This window comes from Streptomyces sp. NPDC050509, from assembly GCF_044457965.1.
Classification (GTDB): Bacteria; Actinomycetota; Actinomycetes; order Streptomycetales; family Streptomycetaceae; genus Streptomyces.
Genome location: NZ_JBITHL010000001.1, coordinates 688501 through 711607 on the forward strand (window position 1 = coordinate 688501; position 23107 = coordinate 711607).

The window sequence follows — 23107 nt, forward strand, 5'->3', positions numbered from 1 at the left end:
GTAGCCGTGGTCAGTCGGTGAGCAGGACTACTTCGAGTCTCCGGGGGCCGTGTACGCCCTCGACCCGGTCGAGTTCGATATCGCTGGTGGCGGACGGGCCGGAGATCCAGGTGAGCGGGCGGGTCGGGTCCAGGCGCGGCATCGCCTGGGGTACGGAGCCGACCACCTGGTCCAGGGTGCGTACGACGCAGATGTGGTGGTCGGGTACGAGGGTGATCCTGCGGCGGCCCTGGTCCGGCGCCGCGTCGAGGACGAGGGTGCCGGTCTCGGCGATGGCCAGGGCGCAGCCGGTGACGACGCTGTCGACCGTGTCGAGGGCGCCGGCGCTCGCGCCGGGTTCGTCCTGTACCCGGGTCACCGTCTCCGGTGTCGCGGAGAGCCAGGTCTCCGGCAGCAGCGGGGGTACGAGGACGGTACGGGCGCCCCGTTCGGCCAGGAGGCGGGCGACGAGGGCGGGGAGCCCCGCGGTGTCCGTGCGGTGGACGAGGGCGCGGTAGTCGGCGAGGTTCTCGGCGAGCAGGTCGACGATCCGGCTCCCCGGGGTGTGCGTGTCGAGGTAGTCGCGGGGGGCCTCCGGGGCGTCCGGGGCGTCGGCGACGGCGCTGCGGATACGGGCGAGGATCCGCTCGCGCGAACCGGAAGCGGTGCTGGTCATGTCCCGGTGTCCTTACGGTTGTTGTTCTCACCGTTACGGTTGTTGTTCTCGCCGCTACGGCTGATGTTCTCGCCGCTACGGCTGATGTTCTCGCCGCTACGGCTGATGTTCTCGCCTTCGCCGCCGGCTTTGCCGGAGTTGTCGGCGCCGTTCTCGCGGTGGTGCTTCCACCAGTCGCGGAACGACTCGGCCGGCATCTTCGGCAGGTCCCGCGCGTCCGTCCAGGCCCCCGCGCCCGGCAGTTTGGCGGGGTGCAGCGCCCGGGTCCTGGACGCGACGCGCTCCCCCGCCGCCAGGACGCGCGGGTGGTCGAAGACCCAGCCCGCCGCCTTCATCGCCGCCTTCTCCAGCCGGTGCCCCTTGCCTCCCTGGTCCGCGACCCGTTCGCGGAGGTGGACCAGGACCTCGGGGATGTCGATGGCCACGGGGCACACTTCGTAGCACGCCCCGCAGAGCGAGGAGGCGTACGGCAGCGAGGCGTCGATCTCGCTCCGCGTGCCCCGGAGTTGGGGGCTGAGGATGGCGCCGATCGGGCCGGGGTAGACCGAGCCGTACGCGTGTCCGCCGGCCCGCTCGTACACCGGGCAGACGTTGAGGCAGGCCGAGCAGCGGATGCAGCGCAGCGCCTGTCGGCCGACCTCGTCGGCCAGGGTGTCCGTGCGGCCGTTGTCGAGCAGGACCAGGTGGAAGGTGCTCGGGCCGTCGGTGTCATGGGTGCCCGTCCACATGCTCGTGTACGGGTTCATCCGCTCCGCCGTCGAGGAGCGCGGCAGCGTCTGGAGGAAGACCTCCAGGTCCCGCCAGCTCGGCACCACCTTCTCGATGCCCACCACCGAGATCAGTGTCTCGGGGAGCGTCAGGCACATCCGTCCGTTGCCCTCGGACTCGAAGACCACGAGGGTGCCGGTCTCGGCGACCATGAAGTTGGCGCCGGAGACGCCGACCTTGGCGCGCAGGAACTTCTCGCGCAGGTGCAGCCTCGCCGCCTCGGCGAGTTCGGCGGGGGTGTCGGAGAGGCCGTCGGGGGCGGCCTTGCCCCAGTCGGCCATCCGGTCGCGGAAGATGTCGCGGATCTCGCCGCGGTTGCGGTGGATCGCCGGGACCAGGATGTGGGAGGGCCGGTCGTCGCCGAGCTGCACGATGAGTTCGGCGAGGTCGGTCTCGTACGCGGAGATGCCCTCGGCGGCGAGTGCTTCGTTGAGGCCGATCTCCTGGGTGGCCATCGACTTGACCTTGACGACTTCCGTCTCGCCGGTGGCCTTGACCAGGTCCGCGACGATCCGGTTCGCCTCGTCGGCGTCGGCGGCCCAGTGGACGGTGCCGCCCGCCGCCGTGACGGACTCCTCCAACTGGACCAGGTAGCGGTCGAGATGGCGCAGCGTGTGGTCCTTGATCCGCTTGCCCGCCTCCCTGAGCCGGTCCCAGTCGGCCAGTTCCGCCACGGCCACGGCGCGCTTGTCGCGGATGGTGTGGGTGGCGTGGCGCAGGTTGCCGCGCAGTGTCTCGTTGGCGACGGCTTCCTTGGCGGCCACCGGGAAGGCCGGCATCCCCAGATACGTACCGCTCATGACCAGGGCTCCTCTTCGGTCGACGCCAGGATCTCCGCGAGATGCACGGATCGCAGCGGGGCGGCCTCGCGGCTCGCGATGCCGTCGATGTGCATCAGACAGGAATTGTCGGCGCCGCACAGCACCTCGGCTCCGGTGGAGACCGCGTGCTGGACCTTGTCCTGGCCCATCGCGGCGGAAACATCGGAGTTCTTCACGGCGAAGGTGCCACCGAAGCCGCAGCACTCCATCGCGCCCGGCAGCTCTCTCAGCTCCAGCCCGCGCACCGCTTCGAGCAGTGTGCGGGGGCGCTCGCCGAGGCCCAGCAGACGCACTCCGTGACAGGAGGGGTGGTAGGTGACGGTGTGGGGGAAGTACGCCCCGACGTCGGTCACGCCGACCACGTCGACCAGGAACTCGGTCAGCTCATAAGTGCGCGCGGCCAGTGACGCCGCCGCCTCGTCGCCGATCTTCGGGTAGTGGTGGCGGACCATCGCCGCGCAGGAACCGGAGGGGGTGACCACATAGTCGTACCCCTCGAAGGCCCTGGTCATCCGCCGTACCAGCGGCTCCGTCTCGCGCCGGTAGCCCGTGTTGAACTGCGGCTGGCCGCAGCAGGTCTGCGCCTCGGGGAAGTCGACGTCGACGCCGAGGCGTTCGAGGAGGCGTACGGTCGCGATCCCGGTGGACGGGTACACGGCGTCATTGACGCAGGTGACGAAGAGGGCGGCGCGCATGGGCGGAGCATATGTCGGCTCCGGTTCCGCAGGGTAGTCCCCCGCGCCGGGTGATGGGTTCTCAGACATCCTATGAATGTGTCCGCTCTCGTGGTGCTGTCCCCTGCGGAACCGGCCGCCGTGCGGCAGACTCCGCAGGGTGAGGAAGATCTATGTCATCGGTATCGGGGCGGGCGACCCCGACCATCTGACCGTCTCGGCGGTCAAGGCGCTCCAGCGGGTGGATGTGTTCTTTCTGCTCGACAAGGGCGGGGAGAGGGCCGGTCCCGTCGACTTGCGCCATGAGATCCTGCGCCGCCACACGGGCGGGCACGCCCATCGGCTGGTCGAGATCCCGGACCCCGAGCGGGACCGGAGCACCGACGGCGCCGGTTATCCGGGGGCCGTCGACGCCTGGCGCGGTCGACGGGCCGCGCTGATCGAGCGTGCCATCGCCGGCGAACTGGACGGGGACGCGGGCCCGGACGGCGCGCGGACCGGGGCGTTCCTGGTCTGGGGCGATCCCTCCCTGTACGACTCGACGCTCGCCGTGCTGGAGGAGGTCCTGGCCCGTGGCACCGTCCGTTTCGAGTACGAGGTGATCCCCGGCATCAGCAGCGTCTCCGCGCTGGCCGCCCGCCACCGCGTCGGGCTGACCAGGGTGGGCCGGTCCGTGCAGATCACCACGGGGCGGCGGCTGGCCGAGGGCTGGCCGGACGGGGTGGACGACGTCGTGGTCATGCTCGACGCGCAGCAGGCCTATCTGCGCCATCTGGATGCCGACCCCGTCATCCACTGGGGCGCCTATGTGGGCACCGAGGACGAGATCCTGGTCTCCGGCCGGCTCTCCGAGGTGGCGGAGCGGATCGGGGAGCTGCGCGCCGCGGCGCGGGCCCGCAAGGGCTGGATCATGGACACGTATCTGCTGCGACGGGAGTGAATCGTTCCCGCGCGGGGGCGGCGGGGCCGGGGCGCGGGCCGTCGACAGGGTCCACGCCGCCGTCACCGCCATCACCGCCGTCGCTGTCGGCACCGCCGTCGCTGTCGTCGCCGTCATCCGGGCAGGGCTCTCATCAGGCGCGCCCCACGAAGTCCCAGGCTCCGTGGCCCGCCCGGTAGACCACGAACCCCGGCTCCGTGCGCAGGTAGGCGGCGCCGCCGGGCGCCTTGACCTGGTCGGGGTGGGCGGCCGGTACGTGGATCTCCGCCGTCGCCCCGACGGGGACGTGTACGGAGAGCCGCAGCGCGCCGCCGATCGCCGACCAGGCCACCGACGCCTCGCCCCGGACGGTACGGATCCAGGTGCGGGCCCAGGTGACCCCGGTGCGGCCGTCGGGCCGTACGGTGAAGGTGCGGTAGCCCGCGTCCCCGGGGCGCAGCCCGGCCACGTTCTCGTACAGCCACTGGGCGACCGTGCCCTGGAAGTAGTGGTCGCGCGAGCGCGAGTCGACGGGCCACATCTCCCACATGGTGTCCGCGCCGTTGTCGAACCAGTAGCCCCAACTCGGGTACGTACGCTGGGTGGCGATGGCGTGTGCCACCTCGGGGTGGCCGTGTGCGCACAGGACGCGCAGCAGCACGCTCGTGCCGAGCGCCCCGGTGTTGAGGTGGTTGCCGCGCGCGGTGATGTCCGCGACGAGGCTGTCGACGACCGAGGCACGGGCGCCGCTCGGGACCAGTCCGAAGGCCAGCGGGAGGGCGTTGGACGTCTGCCGGTAGTCGGGGTCCTTCGCCGTTCTGTAGTGGCCGGAGGCGTCGAGGAAGGTGGCGTTGAAGGCGTCCTTGAGACCGTTCGCCGCGCTGCGGTAGCGCGCCGCTGTCCCTCCGTGGCCCAGCAGTTCGCCCATCTCGGCCGTCTGGATGAGCGCGCGGTGCAGATAGGCGGTGGCCGTCAGCCGGGTGTCCTCGGGCGGGTTGCCGCCGTAGCCGGGCGGCAGGTAGTCGCCGAGCGCGGTGATCGCGAGACCGCCGACCAGCCGCTCCAACTCCCAGTCCAGATAACGGGTCAGGGTGGTCCAGTGCTCCCCGGCCACCCGGTCGTCGCCGTAGATCCGGTACATCTCCCGTATCAGGAACGGGTATACGGTCGTCCACTCGGGCGAGGGGCCGAGGTCGCCGTAACCCCAGCCGCCGCTGGGGACGATCACCGGCAGTTGCCCGTCGGGGTTCTGGCTGTCCGCCAGGTCGCCGAGCCACTTGGTGAGGAAGCGGTGCACTCCGAAGGCGTACTCCATGACGGGCGCGCCGAGTTGGGCGTCGCCGGTCCAGCCGTTCTTCTCGTACATCGGGGTGTCGGTGGGTATCCCGTGCAGGTTGTTGAGCAGGGTGCGGCGCATCGCCCGGTCGAGCTGTTCGTAGAACGGCTCGGAGCAGTCGAAGCCGCTGACCTCGGCCACCTTCGTATGGACCGTCCTGCCCATCACATCGGACGGGCGCGGACGGGTCGGCAACCCGCTGACCTGCACATACCGGAAGCCCTTGTACGAGAACGACGGCTCCCACACCTCGGTGGCGCCCCCGCCCGCGCAGATGTACTCGTCGCGCTGGAACCGGCCCGGCACATGCCCGGTCTCGGCGTGGACGCTGCCGTCCTCCTTCAGTTTCTCGCCGTGGACCAGGGAGACGACGGTGCCGGCCGGTGCCCGTACGCTCAGCCGGGTCCACCCCGCCGTCGTACGGCCCATGTCCACGACGTACACCCCGGGGGCCTGCTCGGTGATCGCGGTGGGGGTGTGGGTCTCGATGACCTCGATGGGGTCGTGCGGCTGGGCGCGCAGGGTGCCGCCGGGTGCGGACTGCTCGGCGGGGTGGCGCCAGGAGCTGTCGTCGAAACCGGGCAGGGTCCAGCCCGCCGGGGCCAGCCGGGCGTCGTAGGTCTCCCCCGCGTAGAGGGAGTTGGTGAGGGTCGGGCCCTCGGTGAGGCGCCAGTCGGTGTCGGAGACGACGGTGGTACGGGAGCCGTCGGGGTGGTCGGCCTCCAGCCGGCACAGCAGACGCGGTTCGCCGTGCCACGGGGGCCGGTGCCAGTTCCACACGTTGGGGGTGGTCATGCCGTAGAAGCCGCGCCCCAGGGTGACACCGATCGCGTTGGCGCCGCGCTTCAGGAGCGCCGTCACATCGTGCACCGCGTACATGACGGTCTCGTCGTAGTCGGTGAAGGCCGGGTCGAGTACCTGGCTACCGACCCGCTCTCCATTCAACTCGGCCACGTAGTAGGCCAGTCCGCTGATGTAGAGACGGGCGCGGCTGACGGGCTTGGGTACGGTGAACGCGCGGCGCAGCAGGGGCGCGGGCGCCTCCGGTACGGCGACGGAGACCCCGCTGCCCCACGGTCCTTGGCCGTAGGGCGCGAGCACGGTGGCGGCGGTCCAGCCGGTGTCGTCGAACTCGGGCCGCTCCCAGCCCGGTTGCCCGGTGTCGGTGGCGCGCCACCGCTCCCCGGTGGTCAGTTGACGGGTGGCGCCGTCGGCGGCCTCGACCAGGAGCCGCACGAGCAGTCCGGCCGGGTTGACGGAGGCGGCGCCGCGGTTGGTGGCGACCGCCGCCAGGACGACCGGACCACCGGCCGCGGCGCGTACGGCGGCGGTGACATCGGCGGCCCTGCCGGTGCGCCAGGCGTCCACCTGCTCGGGTGCTTGCAGGACCTGGCGGCCGTTCAGATGGAGGGTGAAGTCGTCGTCGGCGGTGGCGACGAGAGTGGCCCGGGTGATCTCCGTACCCTCGGGAAGCGTGAGGGAGCCGCGGAACCAGCGCGGGCCGACCGGGGCGCCGCCGGTGGTCGCCCCCGCCGTCCAGATCCAGGACGCTCCGTCGAATCCCGGCGGCGCGGCGGGCTGGTCGGCGCCTATCCACCGCGCGTGCCACCGCTCCGCACCGAGCGCGGTCTCCCACCAGCCGGGCTCGCTCCACGCCGAGGCGCGCCCCTCGTGGTCCCAGACGCGGACCTGCCAGTGGCAGCGGGTACGGGGCGGCAGCACGGGGCCCGCGTAGGGCACGGCGACGGTTCGGTCCGAGGCCACGCGGCCGGTGTCCCAGAGGAGTTCACGGCCGGCCGCGAGGGCGCGCCGGCCGGTGGCGGCCCGGATCTGGTACCCGCTCTGCCGTGCGCCCCGGCCGCCGTCGAGCACCCAGGACAGCAGGGGCGCGGCGGCATCGGTGCCGAGGACGTGATCGGCGTACTCGACGGTGGCGGAGGCGATACGGAGCCGCCCGGCCCGGCCCCCCGTCGGGGCCGCCGCCGCGGCCGGGGAGCCCACGGCCGGACCGGCGAGCAGGCCCGCCCCCGCCCCCAGCGCGGAGGTGTGCAGAAGACCCCGGCGTGTCCAGCCCATGCCCATCGCAGCCCCCAGGATTGAAACGTTTCATGTCTCGGGTATGCATCGTAGGGCCGACCTGTCCGCGCTACAAGAGGTGCGGACGCTGCAAGAGGTGCGGGAGGGGTGGCCGCCCGCGCGGGGCGTCAGGCCGGGTGCGTGGCCGCACGGCCGCTGCCCGCCACGCGGAACGTGGCGGCACAGTCGCGCTGCCCACCACGGAGGACGTGGTGGGCAGCGACCCCGCGCCGGGCGCCCGCGCGCTAACGGGTGAGCACGGCGCGGATGGTCTTGCCGCCACCCGCGCGCGGCAGGACGGTGACCCTCTCGGCCAGGCGCTGGATCATCGGCCAGCCGAAGCCGCCGGTCCGGCCGGTGAGATCGGGGGTCCGGTCCTGCGGCGGGGTGGGGCTCGGGTCGTGCACCACGATCTGCAGGCTGCGACGGTCCGCACGCAGATGCAAAGAGGTCACCTCGCCCGCGTGCCGGATCGCGTTCGTCACCAGCTCGGAGACCAGCAGGACCAGATTCTGGGAGGTGTGCGCGGAGGGCTCGGGGGAGAGACCGGCCAGAAATCCGTAGGTCGCCTCCCGTGCCTCTGCCGCCAGCTCCGGGCGCAGCGCCCACTCGACATGGTCGTGGGGCCGCGTGTCGCTCATGGGAGGTTGTTGCATCGGACTCACCCCGTCGTTCGGATGTCGGTGCGGCTGTCTCCTGCCGTCGTTTACCCCAGCAATCACCATCGAAGAGTGTCCGAGTGCATCTTGTTTTCGGTGAGTCGTACAGGAAGTCCGCTATGCGAGCACATGGTCTCCACCGGCGGGGGCAGACGCGAGCACGGCGGACGGCGGCGCCCGGCGTGCGGACCACGCCACGCGCGCCCTCCGCACCACCATCCGACGACGGAAGGCACGTCCGTGCACATGACCCACCTCGCGATACCGCCCGCGCTCCCCGTTCCGAGGGTCCGATGACGGTCTGCCAGGAGCCGCCGGAGCCCACCGTCCCGACACCCGCTCCGGTCACCTCGCCGGTCGCCGCCGCTCCGGCCGCGGGGCCTCGGATGCTGCGCCGCCGGCTGGAGCGGCTGATCGGGATCGCCGCGACCGAGGGCAACGAGCTCGTCAGGCTGCGCAACGGCGATCAGATCTTCGCCGCGATGCTGGCGAGCATCCGGGGCGCGGAGCACACCGTCGACATGATGACCTTCGTCTACTGGCGCGGTGACATCGCCGCGGAGTTCGCCGGGGCGCTCGCCGACCGGGCCCGCGCGGGGGTACGGGTGCGGCTCCTGCTGGACGGTTTCGGCAGCCGGCTGATCGAGCGGGGGCTGCTGAGCGCGATGACGGAGGCCGGGGTCGAGGTGGCCTGGTTCCGCAGACCGCTCTGGATCACCCCGCTCAAACAGAACCACCGCTGCCACCGGAAGGTCCTGGTGGTGGACGAGTCGACCGCGTACACCGGCGGGGTGGGAATCGCCGAGGAGTGGTGCGGCGACGCCAGGAACGAGCACGAGTGGCGGGACACCCATGTACGGGTGCGCGGCCCGGCCGTGGACGGTATCGCCGCCGCGTTCTCGCAGAACTGGGCGGAGTGCCACGACACGCTCTTCGACGAGCGGGACCGGTTCGTCGAGCACCCGCCGCGGGGTGGCGCCGCCGTACAGATCGTGCGGGGTTCCGCCAGCTTCGGCTGGCAGGACATGCAGACCCTGATGCGGGTGGTGATCGAGTCCTCGCAGGAGCGGCTGCGGCTGGCCACCGCCTACTTCGCGCCCGACCCGTACTTCGTCGAGCTGCTCTGCCGGGCGGCCGGGCGCGGGGTGGAGGTGGAGATCCTGCTGCCGGGGCCGCACACCGACAAGCGGGTCTGTTCGCTGGCCGGGCAGCGTCACTACGAGGATCTGCTCGCGCGCGGTGTACGGATCTGGGAGTACCGGCCGACGATGATGCACGCCAAGGTAATCACCGTGGACGGGCAGGCCGCGCTCGTGGGCTCCAGCAACTTCAACCGGCGCTCGCTGGACCATGACGAGGAGGTCATGCTCGCGGTGCACGACCAGGAGTTCACCGCCGTCCTGGACGCCGACTTCGACGAGGACCTGCGGGTGAGCGAGCGGATCGAGCCGGCCCGCTGGAAGCGGCGCTCCGTGGGGCGGCGCGCGCTGGAACGGGCGGTCGCCCCCATCCGCCGCTACCTCTGAGAGCCGGGGGCGTCCGGCCGCTCACCCCGGCCGGGACGGTCGCGCACCGGCCGGGACGGTCGCGCACCGGCCGGGACGGTCGCGCACCGGCCGGCGCCCCGCGTCAGCCGGTCGCGTCGGTCCCGTCGGCGGGCGCCCCCGGCGCCCCCGCGGCTCCTTCGGGCGCGAGCGCGGCCTCGATCGTGGCGTACACCGGCACGGCCTGCTCCAGTCCGATGACGTCGAACAGGCGCTGGACGAAGGAGGAGGGCCGGGCGAGCCGCAGCCTCGGGCCCAGCGTGCCGTGGGCCTGGAGGAGCACGTTCACCGTGGTGGAGTCCGCGAAGGTGATGCGGGACAGATCCACGACGACGGGGCCCGGGGCGCTCTCGCCCGCCTCGGCCAGCGCGGTGACGAGCGGGGCGATGTTCTCCACGTCGAGATCACCGCTGACGGTGACCACGACCGCGTCGCCGTTCTGTCCTGTGGCCAGTCCCATGGCCTGACCTGCGCTGTGATGAGGTTGCACAGGATTCCTTCGTGGGCTGTAGAGGTCAGGAGTGGCACCACGATAGAAGTGATAGTTGCCATTTGACAACATTCTCTGGTGCGCAACAATCTGTTCACTGCTTCCGCACAAGTGCTCTGCGCGGAGAGTAACGCGTCGATGCCAGGAAGTGGGCCCGAATGAAGCTAAGCGCCGAGCTACGCGCTGTCCGCCACGTGGCTCCGTACAGAGGCCTCGGCCGCCTCGGCCCCGACCCCCTGAGCCTGACTCGCCGCGGCCCGGAAGGCGCTCAGCCCCTCCGCGAGCATCAGCACGTCCGACGGCTCCATCCGCTCCAGCACCAGCCCCACCTCACGGGTGCGGAAGGCGCGGTACTCGTCCAGCGCCTGGTGGCCGCGCCGGCTCAGCCGCAGCTCGACCTCACGACGGCTCGCACGGCTCTGGGAGCGGGTCACGAGCCCCATGGCCTCCATCCGGTCGCAGAGTCTGCTCACGGAGGAGGGACGCGAACCGAGGGCCTCGCCGAGGGTCCGCAGATTGGCGCCCTCATGCGTTTCGATGACGAGAAGGGCCCGTAGCTGGGACGGCGGGACCGGACCCGACGGCGCGGCCTCCTGGCCACGTCCCCACAGCACTTCGAGCAGTTCCGAGGCGGCACAGGCGGCCTCGGCGACCTGCTCACGACGGCACGGCTGACCGGTGAAACGGGACATCGATCCACCCTTTCATCCGGCGTTGCCCTTTGCCAGCCCGGACCGACCCCGGACCGAACCGCCCCTTGAGGAAAGCCGAACGACAGTGACTCTACTCGCGGATGTGGAAAGAGCGGTCCGCGCGGCGGCGCCGCACGACCTGGTGGACACGTTGCGCGGCGTGCTCGCGACGGCGTACGGCACGACCTCCGTCACGCTGTACCTCGCCGACTACGCGCTCACGGTGCTCCGTACGGTCGACGACCCCATGGCCCCCGCCGCCGACGGGCTGTCGCTGCACAACACCCCGGAAGGCCGGGCGTTCGGCAGCCAGGAGCCGCGTGAGCAGCAGGTCAGGCACCGGGACGCGGTGGACCACCACCTTCCGGTCACCGTACGCGGCGAACGGCTCGGCATCCTCACGGTCCGGCTGCCGAGCGAGCTGTCCACCCCGGGGACCGTCGACGACCTGACCCAGGTCGCCGATCTGCTGGGCCACGAGATCCTGGTGGCGGAGCGGGACACGGACCTCTACCAGCGGGCGCGCAGAGCGAGCCGGCTGACCCTGGCGGCCGAGATGCAGTGGGAGCTGCTCCCGGCCCGCGCCTGCACCGCCCGGGAGTACGCCATCGGCGCCCAGCTCGAACCCGCCTACGCGATCCATGGCGACAACTTCGACTGGGCGTCGGACGCGGACGAGCTGACCCTCGCTGTGACCAACGGGATGGGCGAGGGCATCCAGGCCTCCCTGCTGACCAATCTCGCCGTCAACGCCCTGCGCAACGCGCGCCGGGCGGGCATCGGCATCGCCGACCAGGCGGCGCTGGCCGACCAGGCGCTGTACGAGCAGCACCGGGGCATCTCGTACGTGTCGACGCTCCTGCTCCGTTTCGAGCTGGCCACGGGGCGGGTCGAGGCGGTGGACGCAGGGTCGCCCGAGCTGTGGCGGCAGCGCGACAAGACCGTGGAACGCATCGACCTCGACGCACAGCTCCCGCTGGGCATGTTCGAGGAGTCGGACTACGTGGCGCAGTCGCTCCAGGTGCTCCCCGGCGACCGGCTGCTCTTCGTGAGCGACGGCGTGTACGCGGCGCTCTCGCCGCAGGGCGAGGCGTACGGGGACCGGGCGCTGGCGCGGGCGATCAGCGCGACGAGTCTGCTGCCGGCGGCCATGGTGCCGCGCGCGGTGCTGCGGGAGCTGGCGGCCTACCGGGACGCCGAGTCGGCGGACGACGCGCTGGTGCTCTGCCTGGACTGGTTCGGCCGCCAGGAGGAGTGACCCGGGCCGAGTCGCCCAGGAGAGCCGGGTACCCCGGGAGAGGTGACGGCGAAGGCCCGTGCGGTACGGGCGGCGGGTGTCAGGCCGGGACCTCGCGGGCCGCCAGGTCGAAGACGGCCTGGACCCGCTTGCCCACCGGGACGCGCTCCGCCGTGAGCCGGTCGGCGAGGGCGTGGACGATCTCCAGACCGTGCCCGCCGAGCCGGGCGGGGTCGCGCGGGTAGCGGCGCGGCAGGGCCGAGCTGCTGTCGTACACGGTCACGAGCACCTGCTGGTCCGTGCCCTCCAGCTCCAGCAGATACGGTCCGTGGCTGTGCCGCTCGGCGTTGGTGACCAGCTCGCTGACGACCAGCAGCAGATCGCCGGTGGCGCGGTCACCGAGGGTGGCGAACCACTCGGCCTCCAACTGCTGGAGAAACCGTTCGGCCAGCAGCCGGGCCTCGGCGATACAGCCGGGCTCCCCGCTGAACTCGCCGGCCCGCCGCAGTGGCTGTACGGAATCGGCCATGGCCGTGAGGGCCGTTCCCGTGATGGTCTGTTCGTTCATAGCTCCTGCCCGCGCACCGGTGAGGCGATCGGGGGACCCCCTTCTCCGATTGCCCTTATGCCCTCACACGCCGCCGGTATGCCCGCCGGTTTCGTGAAAGGTGTCACCTGTGCCCGGGAATCCGCCCGGGAAGGCGGACCACGGAGACGAAGAACTCATCGATCTGCCGGACGGCTGCGATGAATTGATCGAGGTCGACCGGTTTCGTCACGTAAGCGTTCGCGTGCAGTTTGTAGCTGCGCAGGATGTCCTCCTCCGCCGACGAGGTGGTGAGGACGACGACGGGGATGAGGGCGAGCTCGGGGTCGGTCTTGATCTGCTCCAGGACCTGGCGGCCGTCGTACTTCGGCAGATTGAGGTCGAGCAGGACCAGATCGGGCCGGGGCGCGTCCGTGTGGGCCCCTCGCCGGTAGAGGAAGTCGAGGGCCTCCTCCCCGTCGCGCACCACGTGCAGGGTGTTGCGGATCTTGTTGTCCTCGAACGCCTCGCGGGTCATCAGCTCGTCGCCGGCGTCGTCCTCGACGAGCAGGACCTCGATCGGCTCGACGCGCGGGGGGTGCGAGTTCACAGGGCGGCTCCAGGGGAGGTGTGCGGCGGCCTCGCCTGACCGGCCGCCTCGTCGGGCGACTCGGCCGGCTCGGGACGATCGGGTTGATCGGACTGATCGGCGGATTCGAACTGATCGGTCCGATCGGCGGATCCGGGCTGATCGGCGGACTCGGACGATCCGGCGGACGGCTCGGGCTCGTCCGGGATGGCGGGCAGCGTGAAGTGGATACGGGTGCCGCCCTCGGCCACGGACTCCAGCCAGATCCGGCCCCCGTGGAACTCGACGATCTTACGGCAGAGCGCCAGCCCGATGCCGGTGCCGTCGTACTCGTCCCTGGCGTGCAGCCGCTGGAAGATGACGAAGACCTTCTCGGCGAACTCGGGCGCGACGCCGATGCCGTCGTCGGTGACGGTGACGTGCCACTCCTCGCCCTCGGCGACGCATCCGACGGTGATCCGCCCGGGGCCGTCCGGGCGGCGGAACTTGACCGCGTTCCCGACGAGGTTCTGGAGGAGCATGGCGAGGGTGGTCGGGTCGCCGGTCACACGGGGCAGCGGGTCCTCCCGTACGACCGTGACCCCGGACTCCTCGACGGCGAGCGCGAGATTGCCGAGGGCGCGGTCCAGGACCTGGTCCAGTTCGACGGCCTGCCACGCGTCGTGCACGCGGCCCACCCGGGAGAAGGTGAGCAGATCGTTGATCAGGATCTGCATGCGCTTGGCGCCGTCGACGGCGAAGTCGATGTACTGCTTGCCCCGGCCGTCGAGCTGCTCGCCGTACCGCTTCTCCAGCAACTGGCAGAACGAGGCGACCTTGCGCAGCGGCTCCTGGAGGTCGTGCGAGGCCACGTAGGCGAACTGCTCCAGCTCCGAGTTCGAGCGGCGCAGTTCCTCGGTCTGTTCCGCGAGCAGGTCCTCGCGCAGTCGCGTGGCCGCGATCTCGTCGACCAGCCGGCGGCGCATGTCCTCCACCGCGGCGCCGACGGCCCGCAGGTCGGAGGGGCCCCGTACCTCGATGCGCCGGTCGAACGCCCCGTCGCGTACGCCGTCGGTCGCGGCCCGCAGCGCGTTCAGCGGCCGGCCGACCATCCGGTGCAGGACGACGGCGAGGCCCAGCACCGCCAGGACGAAGCCGCCGAGGATCACGAGGAAGACGGTGTCGCGCAGCGCGCGGGCGTCGCTCAGATCGGCGCGTGCGTGGTCCCTGGACTCGTCGAGATGGCGCTGCTGGACGGTGAAGAGCCGGCGCAGTTCGTCGAACGCGGCCTTGTTCCCGGCGAGCCGTTCCCCGGACGCCGTGACGGTGCCCATGGTCCGTACGGACTCGATCAGGGGCTCCGCCTCGTCGCGCCGCCACTGTCCGGCGGCGCGGGTGAGCCGGTCGAGGTCGGCGGCGGCCCGCCGGTCGGACCCGACGATGGCGCGCATCCGCGCGGTGAACCGCTCCTCGTCGGCGCGGCCCTGGTCGTACGGCGCGAGGAACGACGGGTCGGCGGTCAGCGCGAAGCCGCGCACCCCGGTCTCCTGGTCGAGCAGGGCCCGCTGGAGCTGGAAGGCGGTGGACCGGGCGGGCTGGATCCGGTCGACGAGTTCGTTGGTGCGGTCGTTGGTCCGGGACAGCAGCACGCCCGCTATGACGGTGCAGCCGCAGACGACCAGCACCAGGGTGACCAGGATGAGGCGCACCCACCCCTGGACCGAGAGCCGGGCGCGCGCGGTGCGCCACACCGAGGAGGGGCTCGCCCACGGAGGCCGCGTCACGGGGTGCCGCCCCAGCCGAGGTGGAGCACGGCGACGTCGTCCGCGAGTCCACCGTACGGCGCCGCCCCTTCGGTGGCGCCGTCGACCAGCGCGTCCACGAAGGCGCGCGCGGGCAGTTCGCCGTGGAGCCGCGCCAGTCGCAGGAGCCCGTCCTCGCCGAGCCGGGTCGTCGGCCCCGTACGGCCTTCGAAGAGGCCGTCGGTGAAGAGCACCACATGGCCGCCGGGCGGCAGCGGGATGGTGGTCTCGGTCCAGCGGCCCGCGCCGGGCAGCAGCCCGAGGGCCATGCCGACCTGGGGCTCCTCCCAGGCGACGGCGGCACCGTGGCGTACGAGCAGACCGGGGTGCCCGGCGCGCACGACGCGGAACTCGCGGCCCCCTGGCGGGAAGACCAGGGAGGTGACGGTGGCGAAGAGGTGGTGGTCGGACCGTTCCGCGACGAGGATCTCCTCCAGGAGCCGTACCCGGTCCAGCGGCGGTGTCCCGCACAGGACGGCGGTGCGCCAGGCGACGCGCAGGCAGACCCCGAGGGCCGCCTCCGCGGCTCCGTGGCCGGACACGTCTCCTATCACCGCGTGGACGGTGCCGTCCTCGGTCTGGACGACGTCGTAGAAGTCTCCGCTGAGCAGGCCGCGGACCCGGCCGGGTTCGTACCGCGCCCTCGCCTCGAAGTCGTCGCCGCGCAGCAGGGGAACGGGCAGCAGGCCGCGTTCCAGCCGGGCGTTCTCCTGGGCGATCAGTTCATTGGCGCGCAGGGCCGCGGCGGCCTGTTCGACCTGCTTGCGCTGGAGGGCGTAGCGGACGGCGCGGCTCAGCGCCTCCGGATCGATGCGCCCCTTGACGAGGTAGTCCTGCGCGCCGGTGGCCACGGCGGAGAGCCCGGTCTCTCCCTCGGCCATGCCCGTGAGGACGACGATGGCTGCGTCCGGGGCGGTGCGCAGGATACGGGTGACCGCGTCGACGCCGTGGACGTCCGGGAGGTGGAGGTCGAGCAGGACACAGACGGGAGCGGTGCGGTCGGCGAGGAACCGCTGGCCCTCGGCGAGCGTCTGGCACCACGTGAGCGAGGAGTCGAGATCACTGTCGGCGAGCATCTCCTCGACGAGCAGCGCGTCACCCGCGTCGTCCTCGACGAGCAGCATGACCGCGTCGACGGCCCACAGGGAGTCACGTACGACGGCGGGGGTGGCTTCCCGTACAGATGTGCCCTCGCGCGGGGCGGGCGGGGACAGGGCCCCGGAGGTACGGCGCCCTCGCACCGGACGCGACGAGAAGCCCACGGGCAACTCGACCACACTCCACCCCCTCACCCGGCGTCGCCGGTCACCCGGCGTCATCCCGGCGGGAAGCATATGCGACATCCGGAGTACCGCTCCGCACACGGTGTGAGGAACGCTCCCCCGGGAGAAGTTACGGCAAACCGGCGGAGCGGAACGCGGTGTTCCCGCACACTGGTTCCCGCGCACCGGTCCGCGCGCGGGGGAAACATGCGATGCTCTCCGCCGGGCTCGGGGCCGTGTGCGGTGTGACACGGAGCTGACGCCGGGCAGAACTCGGCGGGCGGACTCAGCGGCAGGGAAGCCGGAGCCGTACGGGGGGGTGCGGGGATGACAACGGTCGACGACGGGGCGGACAACGCGGTGTCGGGGGCGCAGTCGTGGCTGGACGCGCGCCCGGCGGGTACGGCGGAGGCCCGCGCGCTGGCGCGCTCCTTCCTGGACCGGCACGCGCCGGGCGTGCCCGAGCAGGCGGCGGTCGATGTACTCCTGGTGGTGTCGGAGCTGGTGACGAACGCCATACGGCACGCGGGTGGGGTGACGGGCTTCCGGATCTCGGCGGGTACCGGAGTGGTCGAGATCGCGGTACGGGACGCGAGTTCGCGGCTGCCCGCGCTCGCGCAGCGGCGCGAGGAGTGGCTGCCGGGCGGCTACGGCTGGCCGCTGGTGCACCGGCTGGCCGAGGTGACGGTCACGCTCCTCGGGGACGGCGGCAAGCTGATCAGGGCGCTGGTACGGCACTGAACGGGGCGGTGGCGCCGCCGGGTCGGGGCCGTTCGCGCCTCCCCGTTCCGGGCCTCCCCCATGGCCGCTCATGGCATGCTGATGCTCCCTGAGTTCCGGCCGCCCCGGAAGGGGATTCCATCCCCATGACGACGGCGACGACGACGGCGACGATGACAACGACGTACGCGAAGCAGTGAGAGGGTGAAGGGGATTCGTGCCGAGGCACGGCGTCCCACTATGTGAGGCATTCACCGAAGACCTCCTCCGCGACCGGCGGGGCCGTGGGCGACGTGGCCCTGGAGTCCTCGCCGCACCCGGTGATCGTGGCCGACAGGACCGGTGTGGTCCGGCTGGCCAACGCGGCGGCCGCCACCCTGCTGCCCGGTCTCACCGCGGGCAGCGACCTCTCCCGGCGGGGCCCGCACTGGCTCGCCGAGGCGCACGCGGGGCGCGAACACACCGCGTACGGAGCCGTGGGCGAGCGCTCGTACCGGGCGCGCGGCGCCGAGACCGGCTCCGGCTCCCTGACGACCTGGTGGCTCAGCGACGAGACGGACCACCGGGCCACGCAGCAGGCCCTGGACACGGAGCGCAAGCGCACCGCGTTCCTCATCGAGGCGTCCGACCAACTGCTGTCGTCCCTCAACGCCCGCACATGCGTGGACACCACGGTGCTGCTCGCCGCCGCGCACCTCGCCGACGCGGCGGTCGTCGTCGGTCCGCGTACGGGCCGCCGGACGCCGCTCACCCGCGCCACGCGGGACGGCTCCCTCACCCACGGGTCGCTGGCGGCCGACCCGGCGGACGTGCCCGGTCTCGCCGAGGCGCTCCGGGGCTTCCCGCCGGCGCCCTCGCGCCGGATCGCCCCGGGGAGCACCCCCGCGTGGCTGGCGCCCGAGGGGTTCGGCGAGATCGGCCCGGTCGTGGTGACGCCGCTGCCCGGCAACAGGGTCCCCGCGGGCGCGCTGATCCTGCTGCGCCGGCCCGGCCGTACCCCGTTCACCGAGGGCGAGGAGACCTTCGCCCGGATCTTCGCCGCTCGCGCGGGCGCGGCCGTCTCGGCCGCCCTGCTCTTCGCCGAGCAGTCCTCCGTCGCGGATCTGCTGATGCGCGATCTGCTGCCGCCCCGGCTGCACCACTACGACGGGGTGGAGTTCGCCGGGGGCTACCGGCCCTCCCGTGACGGTCAGCGCGTGGGCGGGGACTTCTACGACTTCTACCCGGCCGAGCAGCGGGGCGGCGAGACCCAGGCCGTGCTGGGCGACGTCTGCGGCAAGGGGCTGGAAGCCGCCGTACTGACCGGCAAGATCCGCAACACCCTCCAGGCCCTGCGGCTGGTCGAGCCCGACCACGAGCGGCTGCTGAAGCTCCTCAACGGGGCGCTGCTCACCTCGCACCACACCCGGTTCGCGACGCTGGTGCTCGCCTCGGTGACGCGCCGGGCGCACGGGGTGGAGCTGCGGCTGACCAGCGGCGGTCATCCCGCGCCGCTGATCGTACGGTCCGACGGCACCGTGGAGGTGGCGCGGACCAGCGGCACCCTCATCGGAGCGCTGCCCGAGGTGTCGGCGCTGACGTTCCGTACGGTCCTGCGTCCTGGCGAGACCTGCCTCCTGTACTCCGACGGGATCACGGAGGCCAGGGGCGGGCCGTTCGGTGACGCCCTGTTCGGCGAGGAGCGGCTGATGTCCGCCCTCGGCGAGTGCGCCGGTATGCCCGCGGAGGCGGTCGTCGAGCGCGTCCAGACGCTCGCGACCGAGTGGGTGGGCCCGGGCAGCCACGACGACATGGCGCTCGTCGCCGTCACCGCGCCGCGCCGGAACCTGCTCAGCGCGGTGGGAGGCCACGGACCGGGCAGGTTCACCCCATGACCCGTACCCACCCGGCTCCGGCGCATCGCCGCGGAGCCCCGCCCGCCCGGCCGGTCCCGTCCCGAGGGCGGCCCGGATGACCGCCACACCGCCGGAACCGCTGGCCGTCGTCGTCACCACGCCCTCACCCGACACCGTCGAGGTGCGGCTCGACGGCGAGATGGACTACGAGACCTCGTACGAAGTGATCGACACCGTACGGCAGTTGCTCCGTACCCACCGGGGTGTGGCACGGCTGGAGCTGCGCTGCGGCGGGCTCACGCTGTGCGACTCGATGGGCCTCTCGGCGCTGCTGATGATCCGGCGCCTCGCGGAGTCCGACGGCGTGCGCCTCGTGCTGACGGAGCGCCGGCCGTCGCTGGAGCGGGTGCTGCGGGTCACCGGCACCCTGGGCCATCTGGACGGGGAGGAGGGGGACGGGCGCGAGGAGCGGGCGCCGTCGAGCGACACCGGCCCCGGGTGAGATCGTCCGCCGTTCCCACCGCTCCCGGCCCGGGGTGAGCCAGCCCACGTTGACCCGGAGCGATGTTCCTCGGGAGGGTTGGCTGCATGGCCCACCTATGTGCTCCACCGCCGTCGTCCGCGCTGCTCTGTGACGGGGACATGCCGTGCAGGGAGTACTGACCGGCTTCGCCGTCATCGCCGTCGTCATCGGGGTCGGGTACGTGATCGGGCGGCGCAGGTATCTCGGCGACAACGGGCGTGAGGTGCTCACCAAGCTGGCCTTCCACGTGGCCACGCCCGCCCTGCTCTTCACCACCCTCGCGCGGGCCGATCTCTCGGTCGTCCTCTCCAGCCGGCTGCTGATCACGGCGATCAGTACGGCCGTTGCGGCCGGCGCCTTCGTGGCCGTCGCCCTGGTCCGCCGCTGGGACCTCGGACGTACCACGATCGGCGCGCTGTGCTCCAGCTATGTCAACGCGGGGAATCTCGGGATCCCGATCGCCGTGTACGTCCTCGGGGACGCCTCGCTCGTGGCACCCGTCCTGCTCTTCCAGCAGCTCGTGATGACACCGATCGCCCTGACCGTGCTCGACCTCGCGCGGCCGGGCGAGAAGCTGCCGCTCTGGCAGCGCCTGACCACACCGCTGCGCAACCCGATCGGCGCGAGCTCGCTGTGCGGGGTCGCCGTCGCGGCCACGGGGTGGACGGTGCCGGGTCCCGTACTCGACCCGCTGCTGCTGATCGGCAACATGTCGGTCCCGGCCGTCCTGCTGGCGTTCGGGATCTCGCTGTGCGGCTCCACGCTGCCGGGGCGCGGCCCCGACCGTCACCCCGTGCTGCTCTCCGCCGCGCTGAAGTCGGTCGGCCAGCCAGCCGCCGCCTGGGCGCTGGGCGCCCTGGTGTTCGGGCTGCACGGCGCCGCGCTGCTCGACGTCGTGGTGACCTCGGCGCTGCCCGCGGCGCAGAACCTGTTCACGTACGCCTCGCGCTACCGGGTCGCCGAACGGCTGGCCCGGGAGTCGATCCTGCTCTCCACACTGCTGTCGGTACCGGTCCTGGTGGTGATCGCGGCGCTCCTCGGCTGAGGGCGTCGCGATCACCCCGGCGCCCCGGCGTGTTACGGCCGGCCGGTCGCCGCTCCGAGCGCGGAGCGGGCGATCGTGTCGGCCTGCCGGAACATCGCGGCGTTGCCGCGCGCCCGCGCGCCGATGGCGGTGTTCCACTCCACGCCCTCGACGGGGATGCCGAACGCGAAGAGATGCGGATGCGGCCGGCCCGAGGCGTCGCGCACCCGCAGCTCCGCGGGGACGATGTCGAGCGCGCCGGTCGCCGTGGCGTCCTCCCCCACGCCCGCCAGGTGCGGGCGGGCCAGCCCCGATGCGACGAGCCCGGCCAGCAGCGGGTCGGCGGTACGGGCCAGGTCCTGGCCGGGCAGCCAGGCGTCCAGCAGGGCGCGGGCGGTGGCGGGCGGGCCGCCGGTGGTCGGGGAGAGCGCGGTGAAGCGGCCCGCCCCGCCGTCGACGGTGACGGTGGGGCGCGCGCCCAGGAACTCGACGACGCCCGCCTCGCTGAGCGCGATCAGTTCGGCGATCCTGCGGGCGGGCGGGCCGCTGGCGACATGGGCGCCGTACGACCGGAACCAGGCCAGTTCGGGGTGCGAGGCGCCGGTGAGCACGCCTGCGGCGACGACCCGCCGTATCTGCCCCTTCACCGCGGCGATCGCCGCCGCGGCGGCCTTGACCGGGCTGCGCCCCGGCGCGCGCGCCGCCGCCAGGTCCGTACGCATCCACTCCCGCGCCCAGACGCCGAACGCCGCCCGGTCGGGGAAGGTCCGGCCGGCCAACGGGGTGTCGAGGTCGAGCGCGTCGAAGCGGTCGGCGGGGTCGCGCAGCCCGTCGGCGAGCAGCTCCGCCTGGGCGTCGGAGCCGTGCCCGGCCGCCGCGTACCGCTCCAGGAACGTCCCGGCCGGCAGTCGGGCCGCCGAAGGCCGGAGGTCGAGGAGCGTCCGGTACCAGGCCGCGCCCGCCTCCTGGGCGATCAGCGGCCACACCTCGGTACGGAAGCCGACCGTGCCCGGCGCGCGGGCGGTCAGCCGTCCGACCGCCGCGTCGTCGAAGAAGGCCAGGGTGTGTCCCGGTGGCATCCGGCCCGGTGTCTCGGCGCGCGCGAGGTACGGCACGCCCCGGCCCGAGCCCGCGATCAGGCGCGGTTCGCGTCCCGAGGGCAGATAGCGCAGCGCGCCGCTCCCCGTCTCCTCGAACCGGCCGCCGCGCCCGGCGGTGACCAGGGTGAGCTGGTCGAAGAAGTTGAGCGCGAGGCCGCGTACGAGGACCGGCTCGGCCGGCTCCAGCAGATCGAGCGGGGCCTCGTGCGGATGGCCGGGCGGCAGATACCGCAGCCCGTAACGCTCGGCGGTGGCGGTCAGCGTCCGTACCTCGTCCGAGGGGCGCTGGTCGGTGTGGCCGGTGGCGAGGACGGCCGCGTCGACGAGCAGGCGCGTGCCGTCGTCGAGTCGGAGCAGCAGCCGCCCGTCCGCGGCCTCGTCCAGGGCGACGGCGCGCCTCGGGTGCGGGACGATCCGGAGGGAGGGGGCGGCGCCCCGGACGATCCGGTCGTGGGCCCAGGCGAGATAGCGGCCCATGAGCGCGCGGGAGGGGAACTCCCAGGCTTCGGTGCCCGGTTCGTGTTCGCTCGCCCACTGGGCCAGGGAGGGCCCGGTGGTCGCGGGCCCCGCCATCGTCACGGTGTCGTCGGGGAACGCGGTGGCGTGCCCGGAGAGCGTGTTCATGAGCAGGTGTCCGGACTGCCCTGGGTGCCAGATCCGCCCGGCGCCCGGCGGGTGCTCGTCCACGACGTGCACCTCGGCCGGGGTGTCCGACCAGGGCCCCGCCGGGCCGAGGTTGGCCGTGAGGCGCTCCAGTACGGCGGTGCCGCGCGGCCCGGCCCCGATGACGGCGATACGGAGCGGCCGGGCGCTCACGCCTCGGTGTCCCAGATGTCGGTCAGCACACGGTGCATGTTACCGCCGAGGATCTTGGTGATGTCCTCGGCGGTGTAGCCGCGGGCGGCCAGCAGCTCGGTGATGAGGGGCAGGTCGGCGGGGGTGCCGAGGCCCTCCGGGTGGATCCGGTCGAGGTCGAGGTCCTCACCGACGATGGGGATCTCCGGGTAGAGCCTGCGCACCCGCGCCATGCCCTCGCGGGAGTACTTGCGCTCGTCGCCGACGTCCGTGCCGACGATGACGTGGTCGATGCCGATCAACTCGACCAGGTAGTCGATGTTGTCGGCGAAGACATCGGCGCCCGGCTTGCGGGTCAGCCCGTCGGGGGTGAGGAAGCCGGACTTGGCGGCGAGGCCGAACACACCGCCGCGTGCGGCCAGTTCACGGGCGACGACATCGCTCTTGTTGCGCGGGCTGTCAACGAAGTGGGTCAGGCCCGCGTGGGTGACGAGGACGGGCTTCCCGGAGACCTCGATGGTCTCCAGAGTGGAGCGCTCGCCGGTGTGCGACAGGTCGAGTGCGACGCCGAGCCGGTTGGACTCCTTGACGAGGGAGCGGCCGAAGCGGCTCAGCCCGCCGTTGGCGCTCTCGCCGCTGCCGTCACCCGCGTAGTTCCGGTTCTGGTACGTCAGCCCCATGAAGCGCAGGCCCAGTTGGTGCAGGGCCTCCAGCCGCCACAGGTCCTCCCCCACCGGCTTGCTGTCCTCGAACCCGGCGAACCAGGCCACGCTGCCCTCGCGCTGGGCGCGGGCGACATCGTCCAGACCGTACGCCTGGAAGACCCGGCCGCCGGTCTCGGCGAGCCGGTGCCGCCAGCCGACGATGGCCGCCGCGGCGGCGTCGTACCCCTGGGAGATGGAGACCGCGTGGTTGATCGCCGTGACCCCGGAGACGGCGAGCTTGCCGAGGTAGGTCTCGTCGGCCCAGGGCAGCGGGGTGCAGTCGAGCGCGTTGAAGACGACGCTGTCGCGGTGCAGTGCGGTGGCGTCGAGGGGCTGCGCCGGGGTGACGGGCACGGTGTTCTCCTTGCGGCGGGTGG

20 protein-coding genes are annotated in these 23107 nt (G+C 72.6%); 7 read left to right on the top strand and 13 right to left on the bottom strand.

Features of this window, described 5'->3' with window-relative positions; genetic code table 11:
* Positions 1-10 precede the first annotated feature (10 nt).
* Genes ACIBJC_RS02560 through ACIBJC_RS02570 form a run of 3 tightly spaced genes read right to left on the bottom strand, consistent with a single transcriptional unit; the run spans position 11 to position 2939 of the window.
* A complete protein-coding gene (locus ACIBJC_RS02560; RefSeq protein ID WP_399286672.1) occupies positions 11-655 on the bottom strand; it encodes a lactate utilization protein C in 645 nt (214 codons plus the stop codon).
* Positions 652-2223 (bottom strand): LutB/LldF family L-lactate oxidation iron-sulfur protein, encoded by a 1572-nt coding sequence (locus tag ACIBJC_RS02565; RefSeq protein WP_399286674.1) that lies wholly within the window; start codon positions 2221-2223, stop codon positions 652-654. The genes ACIBJC_RS02560 and ACIBJC_RS02565 overlap by 4 nt, the downstream gene beginning before the upstream one ends.
* Entirely contained in the window at positions 2220-2939 is a 720-nt protein-coding gene (locus ACIBJC_RS02570) for a (Fe-S)-binding protein (RefSeq protein ID WP_329823778.1), read from the bottom strand. Before ACIBJC_RS02570 ends, ACIBJC_RS02565 begins: the two co-directional genes overlap by 4 nt.
* A 139-nt stretch (positions 2940-3078) precedes the next feature.
* On the opposite strand from ACIBJC_RS02570, the gene cobF reads away from it, so the two are divergent.
* Positions 3079-3858 carry a precorrin-6A synthase (deacetylating) gene (gene cobF / locus ACIBJC_RS02575; protein WP_399286678.1) on the top strand — a complete coding sequence of 260 codons (780 nt, stop codon included), beginning with the start codon at positions 3079-3081 and terminating at the stop codon, positions 3856-3858.
* Between the two features lie 133 nt (positions 3859-3991).
* Here cobF and ACIBJC_RS02580 read toward each other — a convergent pair whose 3' ends face one another.
* On the bottom strand, positions 3992-7249 hold the full coding sequence (locus ACIBJC_RS02580; RefSeq protein ID WP_399286681.1) for a family 78 glycoside hydrolase catalytic domain: 3258 nt from the start codon (positions 7247-7249) through the stop codon (positions 3992-3994).
* 245 nt (positions 7250-7494) lie between these two features.
* The gene (locus ACIBJC_RS02585; RefSeq protein ID WP_329823781.1) at positions 7495-7890 is read right to left on the bottom strand and encodes an ATP-binding protein; all 396 of its coding nucleotides are present in this window, start codon (positions 7888-7890) and stop codon (positions 7495-7497) included.
* Positions 7891-8294: 404 nt separating this feature from the next.
* Here ACIBJC_RS02585 and ACIBJC_RS02590 point away from each other — a divergent pair, with 404 nt between their 5' ends.
* Positions 8295-9434, top strand: a complete 1140-nt coding sequence (locus ACIBJC_RS02590) for a phosphatidylserine/phosphatidylglycerophosphate/cardiolipin synthase family protein (protein WP_399288069.1) — start codon at positions 8295-8297, stop codon at positions 9432-9434.
* A 103-nt stretch (positions 9435-9537) separates the two neighbouring features.
* On the opposite strand, the gene ACIBJC_RS02595 is transcribed toward ACIBJC_RS02590, so the two are convergent.
* Positions 9538-9912 (bottom strand): STAS domain-containing protein, encoded by a 375-nt coding sequence (locus tag ACIBJC_RS02595; protein ID WP_399286684.1) that lies wholly within the window; start codon positions 9910-9912, stop codon positions 9538-9540.
* 206 nt (positions 9913-10118) lie between these two features.
* A complete protein-coding gene (locus tag ACIBJC_RS02600; RefSeq protein WP_399286687.1) occupies positions 10119-10634 on the bottom strand; it encodes a MarR family winged helix-turn-helix transcriptional regulator in 516 nt (171 codons plus the stop codon).
* 103 nt (positions 10635-10737) lie between these two features.
* Between ACIBJC_RS02600 and ACIBJC_RS02605 the strand changes: the two genes are divergently transcribed.
* Positions 10738-11892 (top strand): PP2C family protein-serine/threonine phosphatase, encoded by a 1155-nt coding sequence (locus ACIBJC_RS02605; protein ID WP_399286690.1) that lies wholly within the window; start codon positions 10738-10740, stop codon positions 11890-11892.
* Between the two features lie 79 nt (positions 11893-11971).
* Here ACIBJC_RS02605 and ACIBJC_RS02610 read toward each other — a convergent pair whose 3' ends face one another.
* The 4 genes from ACIBJC_RS02610 to ACIBJC_RS02625 form a co-directional block, all read right to left on the bottom strand.
* Positions 11972-12439 (bottom strand): ATP-binding protein, encoded by a 468-nt coding sequence (locus tag ACIBJC_RS02610; protein ID WP_399286693.1) that lies wholly within the window; start codon positions 12437-12439, stop codon positions 11972-11974.
* Between the two features lie 103 nt (positions 12440-12542).
* Positions 12543-13007, bottom strand: a complete 465-nt coding sequence (locus ACIBJC_RS02615; protein WP_399286696.1) for a response regulator — start codon at positions 13005-13007, stop codon at positions 12543-12545.
* Positions 13004-14749, bottom strand: coding sequence for an ATP-binding protein (locus tag ACIBJC_RS02620; protein ID WP_399286699.1), 1746 nt, complete (start codon positions 14747-14749; stop codon positions 13004-13006). Before ACIBJC_RS02620 ends, ACIBJC_RS02615 begins: the two co-directional genes overlap by 4 nt.
* Positions 14746-16044: a PP2C family protein-serine/threonine phosphatase gene (locus ACIBJC_RS02625; RefSeq protein WP_399286702.1), complete on the bottom strand. Its 1299-nt coding sequence runs from the start codon at positions 16042-16044 to the stop codon at positions 14746-14748. The genes ACIBJC_RS02620 and ACIBJC_RS02625 overlap by 4 nt, the downstream gene beginning before the upstream one ends.
* A 312-nt stretch (positions 16045-16356) precedes the next feature.
* Between ACIBJC_RS02625 and ACIBJC_RS02630 the strand changes: the two genes are divergently transcribed.
* The 4 genes from ACIBJC_RS02630 to ACIBJC_RS02645 all read left to right on the top strand — a co-directional run bounded on the left by ACIBJC_RS02630 (position 16357) and on the right by ACIBJC_RS02645 (position 20152).
* The gene (locus ACIBJC_RS02630) at positions 16357-16770 is read left to right on the top strand and encodes an ATP-binding protein (RefSeq protein WP_399286705.1); all 414 of its coding nucleotides are present in this window, start codon (positions 16357-16359) and stop codon (positions 16768-16770) included.
* Between the two features lie 221 nt (positions 16771-16991).
* On the top strand, positions 16992-18623 hold the full coding sequence (locus ACIBJC_RS02635) for a PP2C family protein-serine/threonine phosphatase (RefSeq protein WP_399286708.1): 1632 nt from the start codon (positions 16992-16994) through the stop codon (positions 18621-18623).
* Between the two features lie 76 nt (positions 18624-18699).
* On the top strand, positions 18700-19086 hold the full coding sequence (locus tag ACIBJC_RS02640) for an STAS domain-containing protein (protein WP_399286711.1): 387 nt from the start codon (positions 18700-18702) through the stop codon (positions 19084-19086).
* Positions 19087-19231: 145 nt separating this feature from the next.
* Positions 19232-20152 (top strand): AEC family transporter, encoded by a 921-nt coding sequence (locus ACIBJC_RS02645; protein ID WP_399286714.1) that lies wholly within the window; start codon positions 19232-19234, stop codon positions 20150-20152.
* A gap of 32 nt (positions 20153-20184) precedes the next feature.
* Here the strand turns inward: ACIBJC_RS02645 and ACIBJC_RS02650 are convergent, their stop codons facing one another.
* Entirely contained in the window at positions 20185-22047 is a 1863-nt protein-coding gene (locus ACIBJC_RS02650) for an FAD/NAD(P)-binding protein (RefSeq protein ID WP_399286717.1), read from the bottom strand.
* On the bottom strand, positions 22044-23084 hold the full coding sequence (locus tag ACIBJC_RS02655; protein WP_399286720.1) for a dipeptidase: 1041 nt from the start codon (positions 23082-23084) through the stop codon (positions 22044-22046). The genes ACIBJC_RS02650 and ACIBJC_RS02655 overlap by 4 nt, the downstream gene beginning before the upstream one ends.
* Positions 23085-23107: the final 23 nt, after the last annotated feature.

Bases quoted from the DNA above. Each gene is read 5' to 3' on its own strand.
- ACIBJC_RS02560 (WP_399286672.1), bottom strand. From the start codon at position 655: ATGACCAGCACCGCTTCCGGTTCGCGCGAGCGGATCCTCGCCCGTATC.
- ACIBJC_RS02565 (WP_399286674.1), bottom strand. From the start codon at position 2,223: ATGAGCGGTACGTATCTGGGGATGCCGGCCTTCCCGGTGGCCGCCAAG.
- ACIBJC_RS02570 (WP_329823778.1), bottom strand. From the start codon at position 2,939: ATGCGCGCCGCCCTCTTCGTCACCTGCGTCAATGACGCCGTGTACCCG.
- ACIBJC_RS02580 (WP_399286681.1), bottom strand. From the start codon at position 7,249: ATGGGCTGGACACGCCGGGGTCTTCTGCACACCTCCGCGCTGGGGGCG.
- ACIBJC_RS02585 (WP_329823781.1), bottom strand. From the start codon at position 7,890: ATGAGCGACACGCGGCCCCACGACCATGTCGAGTGGGCGCTGCGCCCG.
- ACIBJC_RS02590 (WP_399288069.1), top strand. From the start codon at position 8,295: ATGCTGCGCCGCCGGCTGGAGCGGCTGATCGGGATCGCCGCGACCGAG.
- ACIBJC_RS02595 (WP_399286684.1), bottom strand. From the start codon at position 9,912: ATGGGACTGGCCACAGGACAGAACGGCGACGCGGTCGTGGTCACCGTC.
- ACIBJC_RS02600 (WP_399286687.1), bottom strand. From the start codon at position 10,634: ATGTCCCGTTTCACCGGTCAGCCGTGCCGTCGTGAGCAGGTCGCCGAG.
- ACIBJC_RS02610 (WP_399286693.1), bottom strand. From the start codon at position 12,439: ATGAACGAACAGACCATCACGGGAACGGCCCTCACGGCCATGGCCGAT.
- ACIBJC_RS02630 (WP_399286705.1), top strand. From the start codon at position 16,357: ATGACAACGGTCGACGACGGGGCGGACAACGCGGTGTCGGGGGCGCAG.
- ACIBJC_RS02640 (WP_399286711.1), top strand. From the start codon at position 18,700: ATGACCGCCACACCGCCGGAACCGCTGGCCGTCGTCGTCACCACGCCC.